Source organism: Mycobacterium sp. 852002-51163_SCH5372311 (genome assembly GCF_001667115.1).
GTDB lineage: Bacteria > Actinomycetota > Actinomycetes > Mycobacteriales > Mycobacteriaceae > Mycobacterium.
This window is the reverse complement of sequence record NZ_LZIJ01000182.1, coordinates 1-18,873: the sequence shown is the minus strand read 5'-3', so window position 1 is coordinate 18,873 and position 18,873 is coordinate 1. Positions and strand designations below refer to the sequence as shown.

Annotated in this window: 19 protein-coding genes; 12 read left to right on the top strand and 7 right to left on the bottom strand. The window is 65.1% G+C overall.

Annotation, left to right across the window (positions count from 1 at the left end):
- Positions 1 to 23: 23 nt before the first annotated feature.
- Positions 24 to 701, bottom strand: coding sequence for a GntR family transcriptional regulator (locus tag A5791_RS21085; protein WP_067240978.1), 678 nt, complete (start codon positions 699 to 701; stop codon positions 24 to 26).
- A 69-nt stretch (positions 702 to 770) separates the two neighbouring features.
- Between A5791_RS21085 and A5791_RS21080 the strand changes: the two genes are divergently transcribed.
- From A5791_RS21080 to A5791_RS21065, 4 genes are all read left to right on the top strand, one after another.
- Positions 771 to 2,129 carry an LLM class flavin-dependent oxidoreductase gene (locus A5791_RS21080; RefSeq protein ID WP_067240976.1) on the top strand — a complete coding sequence of 453 codons (1,359 nt, stop codon included), beginning with the start codon at positions 771 to 773 and terminating at the stop codon, positions 2,127 to 2,129.
- Entirely contained in the window at positions 2,122 to 3,306 is a 1,185-nt protein-coding gene (locus tag A5791_RS21075) for a CaiB/BaiF CoA-transferase family protein (RefSeq protein ID WP_067240974.1), read from the top strand. Before A5791_RS21080 ends, A5791_RS21075 begins: the two co-directional genes overlap by 8 nt.
- A gap of 16 nt (positions 3,307 to 3,322) precedes the next feature.
- The gene (locus A5791_RS21070) at positions 3,323 to 4,231 is read left to right on the top strand and encodes a CoA ester lyase (protein ID WP_067241054.1); all 909 of its coding nucleotides are present in this window, start codon (positions 3,323 to 3,325) and stop codon (positions 4,229 to 4,231) included.
- Between the two features lie 102 nt (positions 4,232 to 4,333).
- Entirely contained in the window at positions 4,334 to 4,642 is a 309-nt protein-coding gene (locus tag A5791_RS21065; RefSeq protein WP_231995973.1) for a hypothetical protein, read from the top strand.
- Between the two features lie 16 nt (positions 4,643 to 4,658).
- On the opposite strand, the gene A5791_RS21060 is transcribed toward A5791_RS21065, so the two are convergent.
- Together A5791_RS21060 and A5791_RS21055 are read right to left on the bottom strand one after the other, a co-directional pair.
- Positions 4,659 to 5,255 (bottom strand): TetR/AcrR family transcriptional regulator, encoded by a 597-nt coding sequence (locus A5791_RS21060; RefSeq protein WP_067240970.1) that lies wholly within the window; start codon positions 5,253 to 5,255, stop codon positions 4,659 to 4,661.
- Positions 5,252 to 6,334 (bottom strand): dihydrodipicolinate reductase, encoded by a 1,083-nt coding sequence (locus A5791_RS21055; RefSeq protein WP_067240968.1) that lies wholly within the window; start codon positions 6,332 to 6,334, stop codon positions 5,252 to 5,254. Before A5791_RS21055 ends, A5791_RS21060 begins: the two co-directional genes overlap by 4 nt.
- Positions 6,335 to 6,479: 145 nt before the next feature.
- Here A5791_RS21055 and A5791_RS21050 point away from each other — a divergent pair, with 145 nt between their 5' ends.
- Together A5791_RS21050 and A5791_RS21040 are read left to right on the top strand one after the other, a co-directional pair.
- On the top strand, positions 6,480 to 7,337 hold the full coding sequence (locus A5791_RS21050) for an SDR family NAD(P)-dependent oxidoreductase (protein WP_067240966.1): 858 nt from the start codon (positions 6,480 to 6,482) through the stop codon (positions 7,335 to 7,337).
- An 801-nt stretch (positions 7,338 to 8,138) separates the two neighbouring features.
- Positions 8,139 to 9,635 carry an NAD(P)/FAD-dependent oxidoreductase gene (locus A5791_RS21040; protein ID WP_067240964.1) on the top strand — a complete coding sequence of 499 codons (1,497 nt, stop codon included), beginning with the start codon at positions 8,139 to 8,141 and terminating at the stop codon, positions 9,633 to 9,635.
- A gap of 7 nt (positions 9,636 to 9,642) precedes the next feature.
- Here the strand turns inward: A5791_RS21040 and A5791_RS21035 are convergent, their stop codons facing one another.
- Positions 9,643 to 10,668 (bottom strand): AraC family transcriptional regulator, encoded by a 1,026-nt coding sequence (locus A5791_RS21035; protein ID WP_067240962.1) that lies wholly within the window; start codon positions 10,666 to 10,668, stop codon positions 9,643 to 9,645.
- A 105-nt stretch (positions 10,669 to 10,773) separates the two neighbouring features.
- Between A5791_RS21035 and A5791_RS21030 the strand changes: the two genes are divergently transcribed.
- From A5791_RS21030 to A5791_RS21015, 4 genes are read left to right on the top strand one after another with little or no spacing between them, the layout of a single operon-like run.
- Positions 10,774 to 11,160, top strand: coding sequence for a DUF1330 domain-containing protein (locus A5791_RS21030; RefSeq protein ID WP_067240960.1), 387 nt, complete (start codon positions 10,774 to 10,776; stop codon positions 11,158 to 11,160).
- Positions 11,161 to 11,206: 46 nt separating this feature from the next.
- Entirely contained in the window at positions 11,207 to 12,565 is a 1,359-nt protein-coding gene (locus A5791_RS21025) for a wax ester/triacylglycerol synthase family O-acyltransferase (RefSeq protein ID WP_067240958.1), read from the top strand.
- Between the two features lie 10 nt (positions 12,566 to 12,575).
- Entirely contained in the window at positions 12,576 to 13,061 is a 486-nt protein-coding gene (locus tag A5791_RS21020) for an NUDIX domain-containing protein (protein WP_067240956.1), read from the top strand.
- 18 nt (positions 13,062 to 13,079) lie between these two features.
- A complete protein-coding gene (locus tag A5791_RS21015; protein ID WP_067240953.1) occupies positions 13,080 to 13,985 on the top strand; it encodes a haloalkane dehalogenase in 906 nt (301 codons plus the stop codon).
- On the opposite strand, the gene A5791_RS21010 is transcribed toward A5791_RS21015, so the two are convergent.
- Positions 13,986 to 15,044: a DUF2330 domain-containing protein gene (locus A5791_RS21010; protein ID WP_067240951.1), complete on the bottom strand. Its 1,059-nt coding sequence runs from the start codon at positions 15,042 to 15,044 to the stop codon at positions 13,986 to 13,988.
- 73 nt (positions 15,045 to 15,117) lie between these two features.
- On the opposite strand from A5791_RS21010, the gene A5791_RS21005 reads away from it, so the two are divergent.
- A complete protein-coding gene (locus A5791_RS21005; protein ID WP_067241048.1) occupies positions 15,118 to 16,362 on the top strand; it encodes a cytochrome P450 in 1,245 nt (414 codons plus the stop codon).
- Positions 16,363 to 16,427: 65 nt separating this feature from the next.
- Here A5791_RS21005 and A5791_RS21000 read toward each other — a convergent pair whose 3' ends face one another.
- Together A5791_RS21000 and A5791_RS20995 are read right to left on the bottom strand one after the other, a co-directional pair.
- Positions 16,428 to 16,835, bottom strand: a complete 408-nt coding sequence (locus tag A5791_RS21000; protein WP_067240949.1) for a hypothetical protein — start codon at positions 16,833 to 16,835, stop codon at positions 16,428 to 16,430.
- Positions 16,836 to 16,844: 9 nt separating this feature from the next.
- Positions 16,845 to 17,942: an ATP-dependent DNA ligase gene (locus tag A5791_RS20995; protein WP_067240947.1), complete on the bottom strand. Its 1,098-nt coding sequence runs from the start codon at positions 17,940 to 17,942 to the stop codon at positions 16,845 to 16,847.
- Positions 17,943 to 17,979: 37 nt separating this feature from the next.
- Here A5791_RS20995 and ligD point away from each other — a divergent pair.
- A partial coding sequence (ligD, locus tag A5791_RS20990) for a non-homologous end-joining DNA ligase (protein WP_067240945.1) occupies positions 17,980 to 18,873 on the top strand: 894 nt, incomplete at its 3' end.

Below are 18,873 nucleotides of genomic sequence, written 5' to 3'. Positions count from 1 at the left end.
ACGGTTTTTGCTGTTAGCCGGCGCTAGTACTGATGGTGTCGACCCCCGGCGCCGGCGATCGCCGCCCGCTGCTCCAGCCATTCGGCCAGTGAGCGTCCCGCATCCAGGACATGTCGCTCCGCGATCACTCTGGCGCGCTCTGCGTCTTTGTCACCCAGCGCGTCGAGCAGGTCCTGGTGTTCGTCGAGCGAGTGCTTCTCATGGTCGGGAAACAGGGTGAGGAAGTTGGTCGGTACCACGCGCGCGGCGTGCTTGATCTGGGCCATCAGCCGCGGCGAGTGCGCGGCGCGGTGGATCCTCTGGTGGAAGTGCCAATTGGCCTCGCCGATGCTGTCGTCGCCGGATCGTGCGACGACGTCGGCCGCGAGCTCGCGCAGCATCTCGAGCTCGTCAGGCTCGACACGGTGGGCCGCCCAGGCTGCCGCCTGGCCGGTCAGCACGCCGAGGATGGTGAAGCTGTCCAGCACGTCTTCCGGGCTGATGCCGATCACTGTGACGCCGCTGCGTGGCGCGACCTGGACAAGGCCTTCGAACGAGAGTTCCAGCAGCGCCTCGCGGACCGGGGTTCGACTGGTTGCGAACTCCTCGGTGATGGCGTCGAGGTCGATGCGCGATCCGGCCGGCAAGGCTCCGGTGAGAATGCGGTCGCGGAGCTCACGGGCCGCCCGCTCCCGCACGGTGCCGGATATGTCGACTGCCATCCATGCATCGTATCGGAAGCGGCGTATCTAGCGTTTGAAATCTGATATATCAGATGTTAGATTCGCGGCATGCGAAGCGACAAGATGGCCCTCGTTGCGTTCATGCAGGCGGGCAGCACCTCGGTGTACGCGGGCTCATGGCGGCACCCCGCGACCGAACACCGCTACCTGGATGCGTCCTACTACGCGAAGATCGGACGCCAACTCGAAGAAGGCTGCTTCGACCTGATGTTTTTCGACGACCGCCTGGCCATGCCGGGGGTCTACGGCGGATCGGTGGCCGACGCAGTCGGGTACGGGGCCCGGCCGGTCAAGTTGGACCTCGGCGTGGTGCTCGGGGTGCTCGCGCAGGCCACGTCACGGATCGGGCTGGGTGCGACGTACTCGACCACCTACTACGCGCCGTTCCACGTCGCCCGCACCTTCGCCACGCTGGATCACCTCTCTCGAGGCCGGGCCGCCTGGAACGTGGTCACGTCCGTCAATGACAGCGAGGCGCAGAACTTCGGCGTCGACGCCCATCTGGGTCACGACGAGCGCTATGACCGCGCCGACGAGTTCATGGACGTCGTCACCGGACTGTGGGACACCTGGGAGGACGACGCGATCCTGCATCACCGGGCGTCCGGTCGCTACGCCGACCCCGGCAAGGTGCACGAACTTGGGCACGTCGGCCAGTACTTCTCCGCCCGGGGCCCGCTGACCGTGCCGCGCACCCCGCAGGGCCGACCGGTCATCATCCAGGCCGGCTCATCGGGTCGCGGACGCGAATTCGCTTCCCGCTGGGCGGAATTGATCTTCACGGGCGACCCGGGGATCGACATTGCGCGCAGTCACTACGCCGACCAGAAGGACCGTATCGATGACACCGGACGTGATCCGGGCGCGGTCCGCATCTGCCCGATGGCCTACGCGGTAGTCGGCGAGTCCGAGGCCCACGCCAAGGACCGCGAAGCCCTGTTCCTCAACGACCTTGTGCACCCCATGGCGTCGCTTGCTCTGCTGTCGGAGTTGATGAATTACGACTTCGCGCAACATGATCTGGACGACCCGGTCACCGACGAGCTGATCGCGTCCGCCTCCGGCATCCGCGGATTGGTGCAGAACCTGCGCGCGCATATCGGTGGTGACACCGTCACCGTGCGGGACCTGGCCGGCCATCGCGCCACGCTGTTGCAGGGACCCCGCTTCGTGGGCACCGGCGAGCAGGTCGCCGATCAGATGGCGGAGTGGTTCCAAGGCGGCGCCTGCGACGGCTTCGTGCTTGCGGCAACGCATTTGCCCGGGGCATTCGAAGACGTGGTGCGCATGGTGGTCCCGGAACTGCAGCGTCGTGGTCTGTTCCGCACCGAGTACGAGTCGTCAACATTGCGGGGACACCTTGGGCTGCAACGTCCTTCGAACACCCTCGCCGGCGTCGATGCTTGACGGTGTGCGGGTGCTCGACCTCGCAACCCTGGCGGCCGCCCCGTTGGTGGCAACCTATCTGGGCGAGTTCGGCGCCGACGTGATCAAAGTGGAAGAACCCCGACACGGAGATCCGATTCGGGCATGGGGTCACCAGCGCGACGGTGTCGGACTGATGTGGAAGTCGATCTCGCGCAACAAGCGATCCGTCACGTTGGACCTGCGTTGCGCCGAGGGTCAGGAGTTGGTGCGCCGCCTGGTGCAGCATGCGGACGTCGCCATCTTCAACACCAGGCCGCAGACATTGCGGAAGTGGGGCCTGGACTACGAGAACCTGCGCGCGGTCAACGAACGAATCGTGGTGCTACACATCACCGGATACGGGTTGACCGGACCGAAGAGCGAGCGTCCCGGCTTCGGCACACTCGGCGAGGCGATGAGCGGCTTCGCGCATATCACCGGCCAGGCCGGGGGGCCGCCCACGCTGCCGCCGTTCATGTTGGCCGACGGCGTCGCATCGCTGAACGCCGCCTATGCGGTGATGATGGCGTTGTACCACCGCGACGTGCACGGCGCGCCGGGCCAGCTGATCGACGTCAACCTGATCGACCCGCTGGCACGGCTGCTGGAGCAGACGTTGTTGGGCTACGACCAATTGGGGGTGGTGCCCGAACGGTCCGGCAACCGTTGGGATATTTCGGCTCCGCGCAACACTTACCGCACCGCCGATGGGCGCTGGCTGGCGATGTCCGGCAGTTCGCCCGCACTGGCGTTGCGGGTGTTTCGTGCGATAGGACGTGATGACCTGCTCGAAGATGCCCACTTCTCGGATCCGCAGCGGCGTCTCGGCAGAGCCCGGGAAGTCGACGCGGTAGTCGCGGATTGGGTTGCGGGGAAGAAGCTTTCAGAGGCGATGGAAGTGTTCGAGGCTCACGAGGTGGCCGCCGCGCCCGTCTACGACATCAGTGATCTGGCCGCCGACGAGCAGCTGGCGCATCGCGGGGTGTTCATTTCCGTCGACGACGACGAACTCGGCTCGATGACGGTGCAGGCGCCCGTCCCGCGCTTCTCCGCGGCGCCCGGGACGGTCCGCCAGCTGGGTCCCCGCCTCGGCGAGCACAACGGTGAGGTGTACGGCGAGTTGCTCGGCTTTACCGCAACCGAGATCGACGACCTGCGCGCACGTGGCGTGGTGTGAGAGAAGGAAGTTCACGTTGACCCATTTGCTTCGTCGCTCTGAGCTCGCGGTGCCAGCGAACAACGACAACATGTTCGAAAAGGCCGCGCATTGCGGTGCGGACCTGGTGTTCCTCGATCTCGAGGATGCGGTTCCGGCTGCCTCCAAAGAAGCGTCGCGCGCCAAAGCCATTGCCGCCCTGAACGATATCGACTGGGGGCGCACCGCAAGCGCGGTGAGAATCAACGGTCTCGACACGGTGTGGTGCCACGACGACGTGATCGATGTGGTGACTGCGGCCGGCGAGAACCTAGATACGGTCATCATCCCCAAGGCGCGCAAAGCCCGCGACGTATGGTGGGTGGATGTGTTGCTCACCCAGCTGGAGTCGAAACTGGGACTGGACAAGCAGATTCGGCTCGAGGTCCTTATCGAGGAGGTGGAAGGCCTGGCCAATGTCGAGGAGATCGCGGTGGCCAGTGCGCGGCTGGACGCATTGATCTTCGGGGTGGGCGACTTCTCGTTGTCGCAGGGTGCTCGGGTAGACACCAACTTCGTTCCGCTGGGCGAATACCCCGGTGATTTCTGGCAGTACGCGCGCAACAAGGTGATCGTCGCGGCGCGGATCGCGGGCATCGACGCGATTGACGCCCCCTACCCCGACTATCGCGATCTCGCGGGCTATGAACGCGACGCCAAGCGCGCATCGCTGTTGGGCTACACCGGAAAGTGGGCGATTCACCCCGACCAGGTTCCCGTCGCCAACCAGGTCTACGCACCGACCGACGACGAAATCGCCCGTGCGCAGCGCAATCTCGCAGCATACCGGGAGGCGGAGGCGAACGGCCGTGGCGCGGTCGGGGTCAACGGCGTACTGGTCGACGCCGCACACGTGAAGATGGCGGAGGAGACGCTGGCGCGTGCCGCGCTGATCGACGGACGGTAAAAATCCGCATTGGCTCTGCGTCCATGGCGGAAAAGTTCGAGTAGGCCGCGCCGTCAGCGCAAAGTGAACGCCTTGTCTGGCCGGCCGACGGCATGGGCTACCGTGGCCCAATCCAAACGCGTGCGCAAGTGGGCCGGTGCTCAGGAGGCGCCGAATCAGAAGTACCGCAACGCGCACGTGTGGTACGACGGCGCGAACAAGTCCAACTTCACCGCATACAAGCTGCTCATCGCCGACGTGATCGGTGGCGAGCTGAGGGTAGTGCCGCGTGGGGTGATGATCGCCGGGGCGATTATGAACGGCGCACGTGGCGGCATCAACTTACCGAAGGCCGACATCGGCCGGGTAAAAAGCCACCTTGCCAAGTACTACAACAAGATGGGCGATGCTCCGCCGTGGGAGCGTGACTAACTCGGCGTGGTCGCGGTCAACGTCTCCAGTGCGGACTCTTGACAGCTTTGAGGGCTTCGGTGACGTAGCGATCCAGCGCTCGCGGGTGACCGGTGGATTGGCGCACCCATTGCTGGAAGCCGAAATCGGCTGCGGCAAAGGATAATTGAACCAGCAGGCCAGGACGAATGTCGACCGCAGGGTCGACGCGCATCCGTTCGGCGATCAGCTTGGTCGCCCGCTCTTTGTCGGCGGGGGTGTGCATGGTCAGCTTGTCGAGCAGACCGGGTGCCACCAGCAGCGCCGCCCGCCACTCCTCGGTGTCGGACTTGTCGAAGGACCGGGTCCGGGTAATCATGGCGTTGATCAGTGCGACATCGGGAGATTCGCCGGCGGGCCGCCGTTCGAGCAGTGCAACGACTTCGGCGCCGCCATGGCGTACCGGTGCGAGCAGCAATTCCTCCTTCGAAGGCACGTGGCGGAAGAAGGTGCGCGGGGAAACCCCTGCGGCAGCGGCGATTTCCTCCGTCGTCACTGCGTCGTAGCCGCGGTCGGCGAACAGCCGGAACGCCGCGCGCCTGATGTCGGCGCGGATCTGTGCGCGCTGGCGATCTCGCAGGGACTCTCCGGTCACCGCATGGCCGCTAGATGGGAAGCCGGGCGTCCGGCGAACAACGGCAGGTCGAGGTAGGTCTTGATCCCGGGTTCGGCGGCACACACGTGGGGGATGGCGTTCACGCAGTGGTTGGCAGTCGCGACGATACCTGGATTACGTTGCAGCCCTTCGGCGATCGTCGGCGGTTGCAGTCCCTTGAAGGTAAGGCTCACGGACGGGTCGCCGGTGATCTCGACCTCGAAGCGCTCGCCTTGTCCATCGAAGTCCCACCCGGGGTCGAGGTTTTCCTCACCCATGAACCAGTTGACCGCCGCCGTGATGACGGGCTCGCCGTCGGTGAGGGCTTGCCAGCGGAATCGGCGCGCGGCCACCGTTCCCGCGGTGATCGGGAACGGGTCGTAGTCGATGTCTGCGGTCGCGACTGCGATTTCCTGAATTGTCCGGATGTTGGGGTCGACGCGAAAACCCATGCGATCGGCGATCATTCGTACCGACATCTTGAACCCCGCTTCGAGCAGGCCGGCCATCGGCCCTTGCATGGCTGCCTCGGGAGTGCCGCCGAAACCCATGATGTGCCGCACGACATCGGGGGCGTTGTAGGTGCGGATGTCGGAGAACTCCTCGGCGCGCACGTGGGTGACCGCCGACGACAGGGAGGACACCATCAGTGGGAACCGCTCCGTGATGCCCCCCGGGTGGATGCCCGACCCGTGTAGAGTCACCCCGCCGTTGACTGCCGCGTCGGCGATGGCTTGGACAGCCGGGTTGCTCAGGTCGGGGTAGACCCAGCCGACGGGGGTCACGACGTTTTTGCCGGACCGCAAAATGGCAATAACCTCTTCGTCTTTCGGGATCAACGGGCTGTACATGACGCAGTCGGCGTCCAGCGCCAGTACTTCGTCGATGCTTGAGGTGGCGGCGACGCCCAGCGGGGCGGTGCCAAGGATCTCGCCGACGTCGCGCCCGTTCTTGTCCGCACTGTGTACCCAGCATCCTGCGAGCTCGAGCTGCGGGTGGTTCTGCACGCACTCGATGGCAGCCTTACCGACCCCGCCGGTCGCCCACTGGATGACGCGAAGCTTGGCCGGATTGCTCATCGATGACCTCCTCGGTTGGCGCGAGCAGACGCAAAAGCTCCCGCACGCACGGCGTGTCGCGGGTTTTTGCGTCTGCTCGGCGGTACTGGCACGCTATGACTTAATGACAGCCACTGTCAATAACGTCGCCAAGAAAGGCCGACATATGAGCGTGCTCGACGGCAAGGTCGCAATCGTCACCGGAACTAGTCGCGGCGTGGGTGTCGGCATCGCCCATGAACTGCTGCGCGCCGGCGCAACGGTGATCGGCTGCTCGCGCTCGTCGCTGAACGCCATACCGGGTATCGACGCCGAGTGGGCCTCCCGTGCCTCGCAAAGAGTCTGCGACCAAGGCGATTACCGCTCGATCGATTCGTTCGTCAGCGAAGTCGTGTCAATCCATGGCCGCATTGACATCCTGGTGAACAACGCCGGCGGAACGGTGCCGGCGCCACATGCGGAGAGCATTCCCGAACTCGTCCAGCGCATCCAGGGCGCGCCGCGCAGCGACGACGAATACGAGCGGACGGCCCTGTTTCATGCCTACGCCGTGCAGATGAACCTGATCAGCCCGCTCTGGTTCGCCATTCGCGCCTACCGGCAGATGCGCACCCAGGACGGAACCGGCTGCATCATCAACATCTCGAGTGGCGCCGGACATCCGGCGGGGTCACCGACCCTGGTGTCCTACGGTGCGGCCAAGAGCGGGCTCAACCATCTCACCCGATCGCTGGCCGAGGAGTGGGGCCCAAAGGTGCGGGTCAACTGCATCGCCCTAGGCCCGACGATGACGGAAAACTTCCGGTCATTCGTGCTGCCGAAAGACGATCCGACCGGCGAAAAGTACTTTGCCGCAGTGCCGTTGCGTCGTGCGGGTGAACCAGCGGAGGTGGGCCGCGTCTGTGTTTTCCTCGCCGGCGGAGAGGCGGAGTTCGTCAACGGGACCACCATCGAGCACGACGGCGGGATGCTTCCCGGAGTGCTCTACGGTGCGGGCCTGAAAACCATCACCGATCTGCTGTAGGCGCGGCCAGCCGGGAGTCGCTGTGCCGAGCGTGTCGTCAAGGCGGAAAATCGGCGGCAGATTCTCACCGTCAGAACACGTTCGGCGAAACAGCGGTCGCCTGGACGCGCACCGATAGTGGTCGAGAGCCGTCTGCGGTCAACGACTGCACCGAAACCGCACATTTCGATCGAGTTTTCGGCTAATACTTTCGCCAAGGACCTATGCAAATACGGGGGAGGCTTCATGCATCGGACACTCATTGCGACGATGGGGCTCGTCGTTGCCGGCTGCTGGGTGGGGATGCCTCAGATTCCGCAGGTTGCCGCGGAGAATCCAGTCTGCACCGCGACCTGGTGCTCGTTCCTGTCTCCGTCCCACAACATCGGCTGCGAAATGAACTATCAACGTGGCAGTGGAATCGCCGACGAAACGTATTGTCAGAGCGACTCACCGCCGCAGTCTGTGCGGATGTCCACCAACGGCGTGTTCAAAACCTGCACCGGTAGCAATTGTCTCGGCAATGCAGGCCAAGACACTCCGACGCTCGGCTACGGCCTGACCGCTGGGCTCGGGCCGTTCAACTGTCGGTCCGAACCAAGCGGGGTGACCTGTACCGTCACCGGGGGCAGGGGCTTCACCATTTCTAATGCCGGAGTCACGCCCGTCGGGGGCTAAACGCAGCTGTCCTCTAGAGTGAAAAAGTTGTCCTCTGCTGTCAAGACGCAGGGGCCTGGCCTGCCGCAAAGTGTGTTCAGTGGTTGATCCACCGCACTGCGGAGAAGACCGCGGGGCAAGCTCCAATCCCGACAGGACACAGGCATGAATACCAGCAGTATCGAACACGTCGACGTGTTGATCATCGGCGCCGGCATCTCCGGAATCGGCGCGGCCTACTACCTGCAGACCATGCAACCCGGCAAGAGGTTCGTCATCCTGGAGGCCCGCGACGAGATCGGCGGAACGTGGGACCTGTTTCGCTATCCGGGTATTCGCTCCGACTCCGATCTACACACCTTCAGTTACGAGTTCAAGGCGTGGGAGAACCGAAAGGCGATCGCCAGCGCGGAAGCGATCATGGCCTATCTTCGGGAGACCGTTGCCGAAAACGGCATTCGGAGCGCGATCCGCTTCGGCCACAAGGTGATTGAGGCGGAATGGTCCACGGCCGACGCCCGCTGGCTGGTCGAGATCGAGCGGGTGGATTCCGGTGAACGGGTCACCATGAGCTGCGGATGGTTCTTCTGCGCCAGCGGATATTACCGCTACGACGAAGGCTTCACGCCGGAATTCCCTGGCCGGGAGCGTTTTACCGGAGAGATCGTGCATCCGCAGCATTGGCCGGAAGATCTCGACTACCGGGGCAAGCGGGTAGTGATCGTCGGCAGCGGCGCGACCGCTGTCACGCTGGTGCCGGCCATGGCCGAGACCGCGGGCCACGTGACCATGCTGCAACGCTCGCCGACCTACATCGTGCCGGTGCCGTCTGAGGACCGCATCGCCAACACCCTGCCCCGAGTGATCGGTCGCGACCGTGCCTACTCCCTGACGCGCAAGAAGAACGTCGCCAAGCAACGGCTGCTCTGGCGCTTCTGCCAGCAGTATCCCGGTGCTGCCCGGCGCCTGATCCGTCGCGTCAACGCCAAGCAGCTGCCGGCGGGGTATCCGGTTGACGAGCATTTCCGGCCTGCCTACAACCCGTGGGACCAGCGGCTGTGCGCCGTACCGGACGCCGACATGTTCAAGGCCATCCGCGACGGACGGGCCTCGGTGGTGACCGACCAGATCGACACCTTCACCGAGCGCGGGATCCGGCTGCAGTCGGGACGAGAACTTGAAGCCGACATCATTGTGACTGCCACCGGCCTGAACCTGCTGGCATTCGGTGGGATCAATTTCTCGGTCGACGGTGTCGCCGTCAACATTCCGGAGAAAGTGGCATTCAAGGGCTTTCTGCTCAGCGACGTTCCCAACTTCGCCTACATGTTCGGCTACACCAACTCGTCGTGGACGCTGAAGGTCGGTTTGGTGTGCGAGCACTTCTGTCGGCTGCTGGCCTACATGGATTCGCACGGCCACACCATCTGCTACCCACAGCTGCCCGAGTCCATGCCGACCCAGCCGTTGCTGAAAATCACGTCCGGCTACGCCAAGCGGGCCGCAGGCATGTTGCCCAGGCAGGGGGCCGTAGGCCCGTGGCAGACTTCTCTGGAGTACCGCGTTGACCGAAAGATGTTGCGCGAGGGCCCAGTCCACGACAAACATCTCCGCTTCAAAGCGGTTCCGGCCGAGCGGTCCGAGCCCGCGCTGTCCGCCTGACGGCCGCTCAACCCGTGCGAGGCGCACTCATGGCGCGCGATCGCATAGCGTTGCGGTAGGCGGCGGGACCGCTTCCGAACCAGCGTTTGCACGAGCGGGTGAGCACGCTCTGCTCGGCGTAACCGAGTTCGCGGCTCAGGTGCGGCAGGCTGATGCCGGTGGTCCGCAGATAGCGATCCGCGGTGTCCTTACGGACCTGGTCGAGCAAGGCGGCGAACGTCGTGGCTTCGCCGGCGAGCCTGCGCTGCAACGTCTTCGGGTGCAGGTGGAACTGCTCGGCGACCACTTCCAGCGTCGCTGCCCCGGTGGGCAACAGTTGGCGCACGATTGTGCGCACGGCTTCCACGATTCCGGCGCCCACTGGGGTAATGCTGCTCAGATAGTCGACGACGGCGCGGTGTGCGACGTCGTCCCGGTTCAGGGGACGGCTCAGGTCCGCCGTATGCACGGTGTACCCGGCAATGCGTTCGGCGAAGTGCGGCGTGCATCCGAAGTACCGCAGGTATTCGGCTTTAGGCGTAAGCGGGTCGTGGGGTACGTGCACCGCCAGCGGCGTGTAGTCGGTACCAGACAGCAGACGGAACACCCCGAGCGATACGCCCAGTGCGAGTTCCATCGCCTGCGGGTACGGCGGGGAGTCTTCGAGCAGGAATTGCAGCGAGATGAAGGACCGCTGCGGGTCGGCCAGCGGAGCGATGCTGATGGCGATCACCGGACTGTATGCCGCCATGAACGTGTTGAAGATGGCCAGCGCGTCGGCCACGGTCGCCGCGGTGCGGGCTGCGACGCCTACCGGTCCCAGGATCTCGATGCCCTGCCGTTGCGCCAGACGTCGCCCGAAATCCGGTGTGGCCGTTGCCGCCGCAGCGGACTCCAAGGCTCGGATCGCCGCGCGGTACGGGATGAACGCGTCGTAGTCGCCGATGTCACGTTCCCTGATGCCGGCCGCGCGTAGCAACCCGGCCGGGTCGCCGCCCAGTTCGGTGACCAGAGTGGGATAGTTCGAGAGTGCGGTCCCGCGCACCACGGACATATCGTTGACCCTAGGTCAAGGACGAGCAGACGCAAAAGCTTACGACACGCCGGGATTTCGGGTGCTTTTGCGTCTGCTCGCGCCAACCAAGGCAAGGAGATTCAGGTGAGCACCGCAATCGAACCCACCCGAGAGCAGATCGCGGCCCTGGCCGCGCGACCGGCCGACGCCCCGGTGGTGATGGTCAACCTGCTCAAGTTCAAGACCGACGGCGGGCTGGAGTCCTACCTGCAGTACGGACGTGAGGTCGCGCCGCACCTGCAACGCGTCGGTGCCACCGTCCGCTACGCCGGAACTGCGTCGGCATTCGTCATTGGCGATGGTGAAAGACCTTGGTGGGACGCGATTCTCGTTGTCGAATACCCCACACCGCAGGCATTCATCGACATGGTGACCACCCCGGAGTATGCCAAGGTGCATGAGCATCGGGCCGCCGGACTGGACCGCGGCGACCTGATCGCCACCTCGGCGTGGTCGCTGGCGCCAAAGTGATCGTCGAACGGTAGCGGGCATTTCCGAATCGCGATCTAATGGGCGCATGGAAATGATGATGCCCACTGACTCGGTATTTCTCCTGGCGGAATCACGTGAGCATCCCATGCACGTGGGGGGCCTGTCGCTGTTCGAGCCGCCGGAGGGCGCCGGACCGGAGTTCGTCCGGGAGTTCACCGATGCCATGGTCGCCCGCGACGATTTCCAGCCCACGTTCCGCAAGCACCCTGCCACGATCATGGGCGGGATCGCGCCCCTGGCGTGGGCCTATGACGACGAGGTCGACGTCGACTACCACGTTCGGCGCTCGGCGCTGGCGTCGCCGGGGCGTGTCCGCGAGCTGCTCGAGCTGACCTCCCGACTGCACACCAGCCTGCTCGATCGCCATCGCCCACTATGGGAGCTCTACGTCGTGGAGGGTCTCAACGACGGCCGGTTCGCGATGTACAGCAAAATGCATCACGCGCTGATCGACGGAATCTCGGCGATGAAGCTGATGCAGCGCACGCTGTCGGTCGACCCGGCCGACACCGAGGTGCGCGCGATGTGGACGCTGCCTCGACGACCGCGTCCGAAGTCCGGTCGTTCATCGTCGCTGAGCACACTGACCAATGCCGCGGGATCGGTTGTGGGACTTGCCCCTTCGACGGTGAAGCTGGCCCGCGCAGCGCTGTTCGAGCAGCAGCTGACGCTGCCGATGACTGCGCCGCACACGATGTTCAACGTCAAGATCGGGGGCGCACGCCGCTGCGCGGCCCAGTCCTGGTCGTTGGAACGTGTCTTGGGCGTCAAGCGGGCGGCCGGGGTGAGCTTCAACGACGCCGTCCTGGCCATGTGCGCCGGCGCGCTGCGCTACTACTTGGTCGAGCAGAACGCGCTGCCGGACGCACCGCTGATCGCGATGGTTCCGGTTAGCCTGCGCTCGAAGGAAGACGCCGATGCCGGCGGCAACATGGTCGGCAGCATCCTGTGCAACCTGGCGACCGACGTCGAGGATCCTGCGGACCGGATAGCGGCGATCAGCGCCTCGATGCGCGGCAACAAGAAGGTCTTCTCCGAACTACCGCGGATGCAGGTGCTGGCGTTGTCGGCGCTGAGCATGGCGCCCCTGGCGCTCACCGGTGTCCCGGGCTTCGTCGCGTCGACACCGCCGCCGTTCAATCTCGTCATCTCCAACGTGCCGGGACTGGCCGAGCAGATGTATTACGGCGGCGCCCGGTTGGATGGCAGCTACCCGCTGTCGGCGATCCCGGACGGGCAAGCACTGAACATCACACTGGTCAACAACGCGGGCAATCTTGATTTCGGTCTGGTGGGATGCCGCCGCAGCGTGCCGCACTTACAACGGTTGCTTGTCCACCTGGAAACGTCGCTCAAGGATCTGGAACGCGCCGTCGGGGTCTGAAAACCTACTCATGCCGAAGCTCAGCGCGGGGCTGCTGCTGTATCGGGTCCGCGCCGGCGTCGTCGAAGTCCTGATCGCGCATCCCGGTGGGCCGTTCTGGGCCCGCAAGGACGACGGGGCTTGGTCGATCCCGAAAGGCGAGTACGACGACGGCGACGATCCGTGGGTCGCCGCGCAGCGCGAGTTCTCCGAGGAGCTCGGCCTGGCCGTCCCGTCCGGGCCGCGAATCGATTTCGGTCCACTGAAACAACCCAGCGGCAAAATGGTCACCGCCTTCGCGGTCGGGGCAGACCTCGACATCACCGAAGCCCGCAGCAACACCTTCGAACTGGAGTGGCCGAAGGGCTCGGGACGGATGCGCGAGTTCCCCGAGGTGGACCGGGTCGGCTGGTTTGCGGTGGCGCTGGCACGGGCCAAGCTACTCAAGGGCCAGCGTGCGTTTCTGGATCGGTTGATGGCGCATCCGGATCTGGCGGGCTTAAGCGAAGGCACCTGACGCGGTATCTTCGCAAGCATGCAGACACTGCGAACACCCGATGAGCGGTTCGACGATCTACCCGGTTTCCCTTATGCGCCAAGGTATTGCGACGTTCCAGACGACGACGGCGGAACACTGCGGGTGGCATGGGTCCAGGACGGGCCGGACACGGCCGATCCAATTCTGATGCTGCACGGCGAGCCGTCCTGGTCTTACCTGTACCGCAAGATGATTCCGGTGTTGGTGGCTGCCGGACACCGGGTAGTCTGCCCGGATCTGGTCGGCTTCGGCCGCTCGGACAAGCCGACCCGGCTCGAAGATCACAGCTACGCGCGGCATGTGGAATGGATGCGGGCGCTGGCCTTCGACGTCCTCGATTTGCACAACGTCACCCTGGTCGGTCAGGACTGGGGCGGGTTGATCGGCTTGCGGCTGGCCGCCGAGCATCCCGATCGGTTCAGTCGGCTCGTCGTCGCCAACACCGGGCTGCCGACCGGCGAGCAACCAATGCCGAAGATCTGGTGGCGGTTTCGCGAGGTGATCCAAGGCCAGCCGGACTTGAACATCGGCTGGTTCATTCAGGGCGCATGTCGCACGCAGATGAGCGACGAGGTGCGGGCGGGCTACGACGCGCCGTTCCCCGACGACACGTATTGCGTTGGGCCGCGGGCCATGCCGGGTCTGGTGCCGACCTCGCCCGAGGACCCGGCGGCGACCGCCAACCAGTCGGCATGGGCGAAGTTATCCGTCAGCCCGACGCCCATGCTGGTTGCTTTCAGCGACAGCGACCCGTTCACCGGTGCGATGGGCCCGATCTTTCAGCGCGAGATGCGCGGCGCACAGGGCATTGATCATCCGCTGCTTCGCGGCGCCGGACACTTCCTGCAGGAGGATGCCGGTGAGGAACTGGCGAACCACATCGTGGAGTTCTTGCGGCGCTGATCAGCTCGGGGGACCGACCGTGCGCCGGCGCCGGAGAACCACAAAGCTTACGGCCGTGATAATGCCGCCAAACAGCAGCACTACGAACACGATTGGCTCGATCGGGATGCCTACATCGCGGTCGACGTAGACCACCTGCCGGTAGGCGTCGTCGTTGGGCGCGTTGCCGAACTCGAAGTCCGACGTGATCTGCGCCGGTTTGGGGATATCGACCTGCATCTTGGTCAGATAGGCGCCGTGGCTTCCGGCCAGCTCACGAAGCAACGGGTCGCGCACGGCGCTGGACACGTTACCGGCGAACTGGACCCGGCTGGTCTGGCCGGACGCGTCGGCGTCGGTTCGCTGCTGGCGGTGGTCGGTCAGCGTGTAGACGGTGACTCGCTGCGCTGCCGGCGCCGCGACGGACAGACGCATCGGGTAGACCAAGCGCGGCGACTGGAACGTCATCCGCACCGGCTTGAGGCCGCCCACTATCGGAGCCGTGCTCGTCAGCCGCATGGCCACGAACGACCAGCTGTCGCGCAGGTATGGGTCCAGTGCGGCCGAGACGGCCGGCCGGATGGCATAACCGTTGTCGGCCAACCATTTCTGCAGCCCGGCCAGGTCGCCGCCGGCCAGGGTGGTCGCCTCCAGCGGTCCGAGATGCACCTGGTTAACCACGTTCGGTGCGCCGGTAGGCGCGGCTGCGTGGGGCGCGGATGCTTCTAAGACCGATCCCAGCTTGAAGTGCCGGCGCTTCTTGATCTCCGGCGCGGTCAGTGTTTCCAATTCCGTGAAGGTGGCCTTGTCGGCGGCCACGACGCTGGCTGGGGTGGGAGTGGGCACCACCAGAGCGACGTTGTCGGTACTGGCGTTCAACCCAAGCTGCATCACGATGTTCTCGGTTGACCCGTCCCAATGTACGAGTGCAACTTCATGATTCATCGTCGCCTGACCGTCGGGAGGGGGGACCAGCGCGCCGCACGCGCACGCCTGGCTCGGGGCGGCCAGCGCCACCGTCGCCATGCTGATCCACACCAGCACCACAACGGCTAACCGGCACGCGCGCAGCACGGTCATGGCGCACATGCTACGTAACGGCTTGGTGGGGCGCGGCCGTTTCGGCGCCGCCGCGCGCAGGCACAATGTCAGCATGACCACGCGGCCCATGGAACCAGCCCAGCTGGCCGAATCCCAAGCGTTGCTACGGCAGCTGCTGGACACAGCCAACCGGGCGGATCCCTACCCCATCTACGCGCAATTTCGGGACCGCGGACCGCTGCACCTGACGCAGGCGAATCTCGCTGTCTTCTCGGCGTATCGAGATTGCGACGAGGTGCTGCGGCACCCGTCGTCGAGCAGCGACCGGATGAAATCGACGATCACGCAGCGACAGATCAGCGCCGGCCTTACGTCGCCCCCACAGGTCCCGCCTGGGTTTCTGTTCCTCGACCCGCCTGATCACACCCGGCTGCGCAAGCTGGTCAGCAAGGCGTTCGCACCGAAAGTGGTGAACGCCTTGCAACCCGATATCAATGCGCTGGTGGACGGATTGCTCGACCGGATCGCCGAGCGCGGCCGATTCGATGCCGTCGCAGACTTCGCCTATCCGCTGCCGGTGGCGGTGATCTGCCGGCTGCTCGGTGTGCCGCTGGAGGACGAACCGGAGTTCAGTCGTGCATCGGCGCTGCTGGCGCAGGCACTGGACCCATTCGCCACGTTCACCGGCGCGCCGTCGGAAGGCATGAACGAACGCATTCGGGCCGGTATGCGGCTGCGTCAGTATCTGCACGCACTGATAGAGCGGCGACGATTGCAACCGGGCGACGATTTGATGTCAGGACTGATCGCGGTGGAGGAGTCCGGCGACCAGCTGACCGGGGAAGAGATCGTGTCCACCTGCGTCCTGCTGCTGGTCGCCGGACACGAGACGACGGTCAACTTGATCGCCAACGCCATTCTGGCGTTGCAGCGTAACCCCGGTCAGTGGGCCGCGCTGGGCGCCGACAGCACCCGGGTCTCGGCCGTCATCGAGGAAACCCTGCGCTACGACCCGCCGGTGCAGATGGTCGGCCGAACTGCCGTTGACGACATGACGATTGCCGGCATCGACGTGCCCGCCGGTGATGTGATGATGCTGCTGTTGGCCGCGGCCCAACGCGACCCCGCCGAGTTCGAGCGGCCCGACGACTTCGAACCGGACCGACCGACCTTGCGGCACTTGGGTTTTGGCCGCGGTGCGCACTATTGCCTGGGGGCGCCCCTGGCACGGCTGGAAGCTGGCGCGGCCCTGGCGGCGCTGACGGCGCGCTTCCCCGAGGCGCGGCTGGACGGCGAGCCGCAGTACAAGGCGAACGTCACGCTGCGCGGACTGTCAACATTGACCGTCGCCGTCTGAGTCTGGCTCACGAGCGCGCGCAAATGTACGGTGACACACCGGTTTTGGCGTACAAACACGCACCCTCACCGGAAGGTGGCCAGTTTGATCGAAAGCGGTATGGGCGTGGCCATCTCGGCAATGCCGTTCGAGTCGTAGTAGACACCGATCGTGTACTCGCCTTCGCGTGAGACGACGAACGGAAATGGGTGGGTAAAGCACCGGTATTTGGAGGGATGGCCATCATCGTCCGGCCAGTGCCACGACGATTCGATGCTGCCCTGCCGCTTCCCGGCGGGATCTTTGCACACGATGAACAGCAGTGGGTCGTAGTCCCTACCGGCTTGCGCATGCACCACGAGGACGAGCGGAATCGTCACCTCTAACGGAATCTGCTCAACCTCAAAGGAAGTCGTAGGTATGCGCCAGGCGTTGAGCGCGCCGTCCTCGTCGAGCTTGGCGTCACCCGCCACCAGCAGCGCGGCTACATGCACGCCGACAGCCTAATGGTGCTCCGCCGTGCCCGGGACGAGGCCCGGGACGATATCGCTGAGGCTGAAGGTGAGTGGCTGTTCGAGTTGCTCGTAGTTGCAAGACCGCGGGTCACGGTCGGGGCGCCACCGGTTGAACTGCGCGGTGTGGCGGAACCGTTGGCCTTCCATGTGGTCGTAGCGGACCTCGACGACGCGTTCGGGGCGCAGCGGAACGAACGAGAGGTCCTTGCCGGCATTCCAGCGCGAGAATTCGTTCTTGCGCGGGGTGCGCTCACCGGCCTCGTGTGCCGCCCAGTTCCACGGGTGGTCGTCGAAGCTGGTGACCAGCGGCTGCAATTCGGTGAACAGCCGGCGCCGCTCGGCCATCGGGAAGGCACCGATGACGCCCACCGACGCGAGCTGGCCGTCATCTTGGTACAGCCCCAGCAACAGCGAGCCGATCGTGTCGCCGCCGGACTTGTGCACCCGATAGCCGGCGACCACGCAGTCGGCGGTCCGCTCGTGTTTGATCTTGAACATGATGCGCTTGTCCGGTTGATAGGTGATGTTCAGCGGCTTGGCGACGACGCCGTCAAGGCCCGCTCCCTCGAACTCGGAGAACCAGCGTTGTGCGGTGGCGAGATCGGTGGTGGCCGGCGTTACGTGGATCGAAGGCCCGGAGCCGTCGAGCGCTTCGACAAGAGCGGCGCGCCGCTCGCTGAACGGTCGCTTCATGTAGTCGTCGTCGCCGAGGGCGAGCAAGTCGAACGCGATGAAAGACGCCGGTGTGTGCTCGGCAAGCATCCGGACTCGCGAATCAGCGGGATGGATGCGTTGTTGCAGCGCCTCGAAATCCAGACTGGCGCCGGTGGCCCGCGATGTGGCTATGACGATCTCGCCGTCGATCACGCAGCGTTGCGGCAGCTCGGCCTTGACCGCGGCGACCAACTCGGGAAAGTAGCGGGTCATCGGCCGCTCGTTGCGGCTGCCCAGCTCGACCTCATCGCCGTCGCGAAAACAGATGGACCTGAAGCCATCCCACTTGGGCTCATAGGACGCGTCGGGTGGTATTGCCTTGACTGACTTGGCCAGCATCGGCGAAACCGGCGGCTTAACGGGTAAGTCCATTCGTCCATTCTGGCGTGCGGCATGCTGGAATCCAGATATGGCCGCTGCAGCAGAAGAAGTCGACGTCGACGGCATCGCCGTCCGGCTGACCAATCCGAACAAGGTGTATTTCCCCAAACTCGGGTCGAAAGGCACCAAGGGCCGGCTGGTCGAGTACTACCTCGCCGTGGCGGGCGGACCCATGCTGACCACTTTGCGGGACCGGCCGACCCACCTGCAGCGCTTCCCCGACGGCATTGACGGTGAGGAGATCTATCAGAAGCGGGTTCCGCAGCATCATCCCGACTATCTGGAGACTTGCCGGGTGACCTTCCCGTCGGGACGCACCGCCGACGCGTTGAAGGTCAGCCACCCAGCGGCCATCGTGTGGGCCGCGCAGATGGGCACCATCACGCTGCACCCCTGGCAGGTCCGTTGCCCCGACACCGAACATCCCGACGAATTGCGCATCGACCTGGACCCGCAGCCAGGCACCGGCTTCGAGCAAGCCCGTGCGGTGGCCGTCGACGTGCTGCGGCCGTTACTCGACGAACTCGGTCTGGTCGGATATCCGAAGACGTCCGGGGGCCGCGGGATTCACGTGTTTCTGCGGATCGCCACCGACTGGGATTTCATCGAGGTGCGCCGTGCCGGCATCGCGCTGGCCCGCGAGGTCGAGCGGCGCGCGCCGGACGCGGTGACCACGTCATGGTGGAAGGAAGAGCGCGGCCGGCGGATCTTTATCGACTTCAACCAGAACGCCCGCGACCGCACTATGGCGTCGGCGTATTCGGTGCGGCGCACGCCTATCGCGACCGTGTCGACGCCGCTGACTTGGGACGACCTGGCCGGCGCTGACCCCGACGACTACACCATGGCCACCGTGCCCGATTTGGTGCGGCGCCGCGACGATCCCTGGGCCGGCATGGACGAACTCGCACAGTCGATTGCT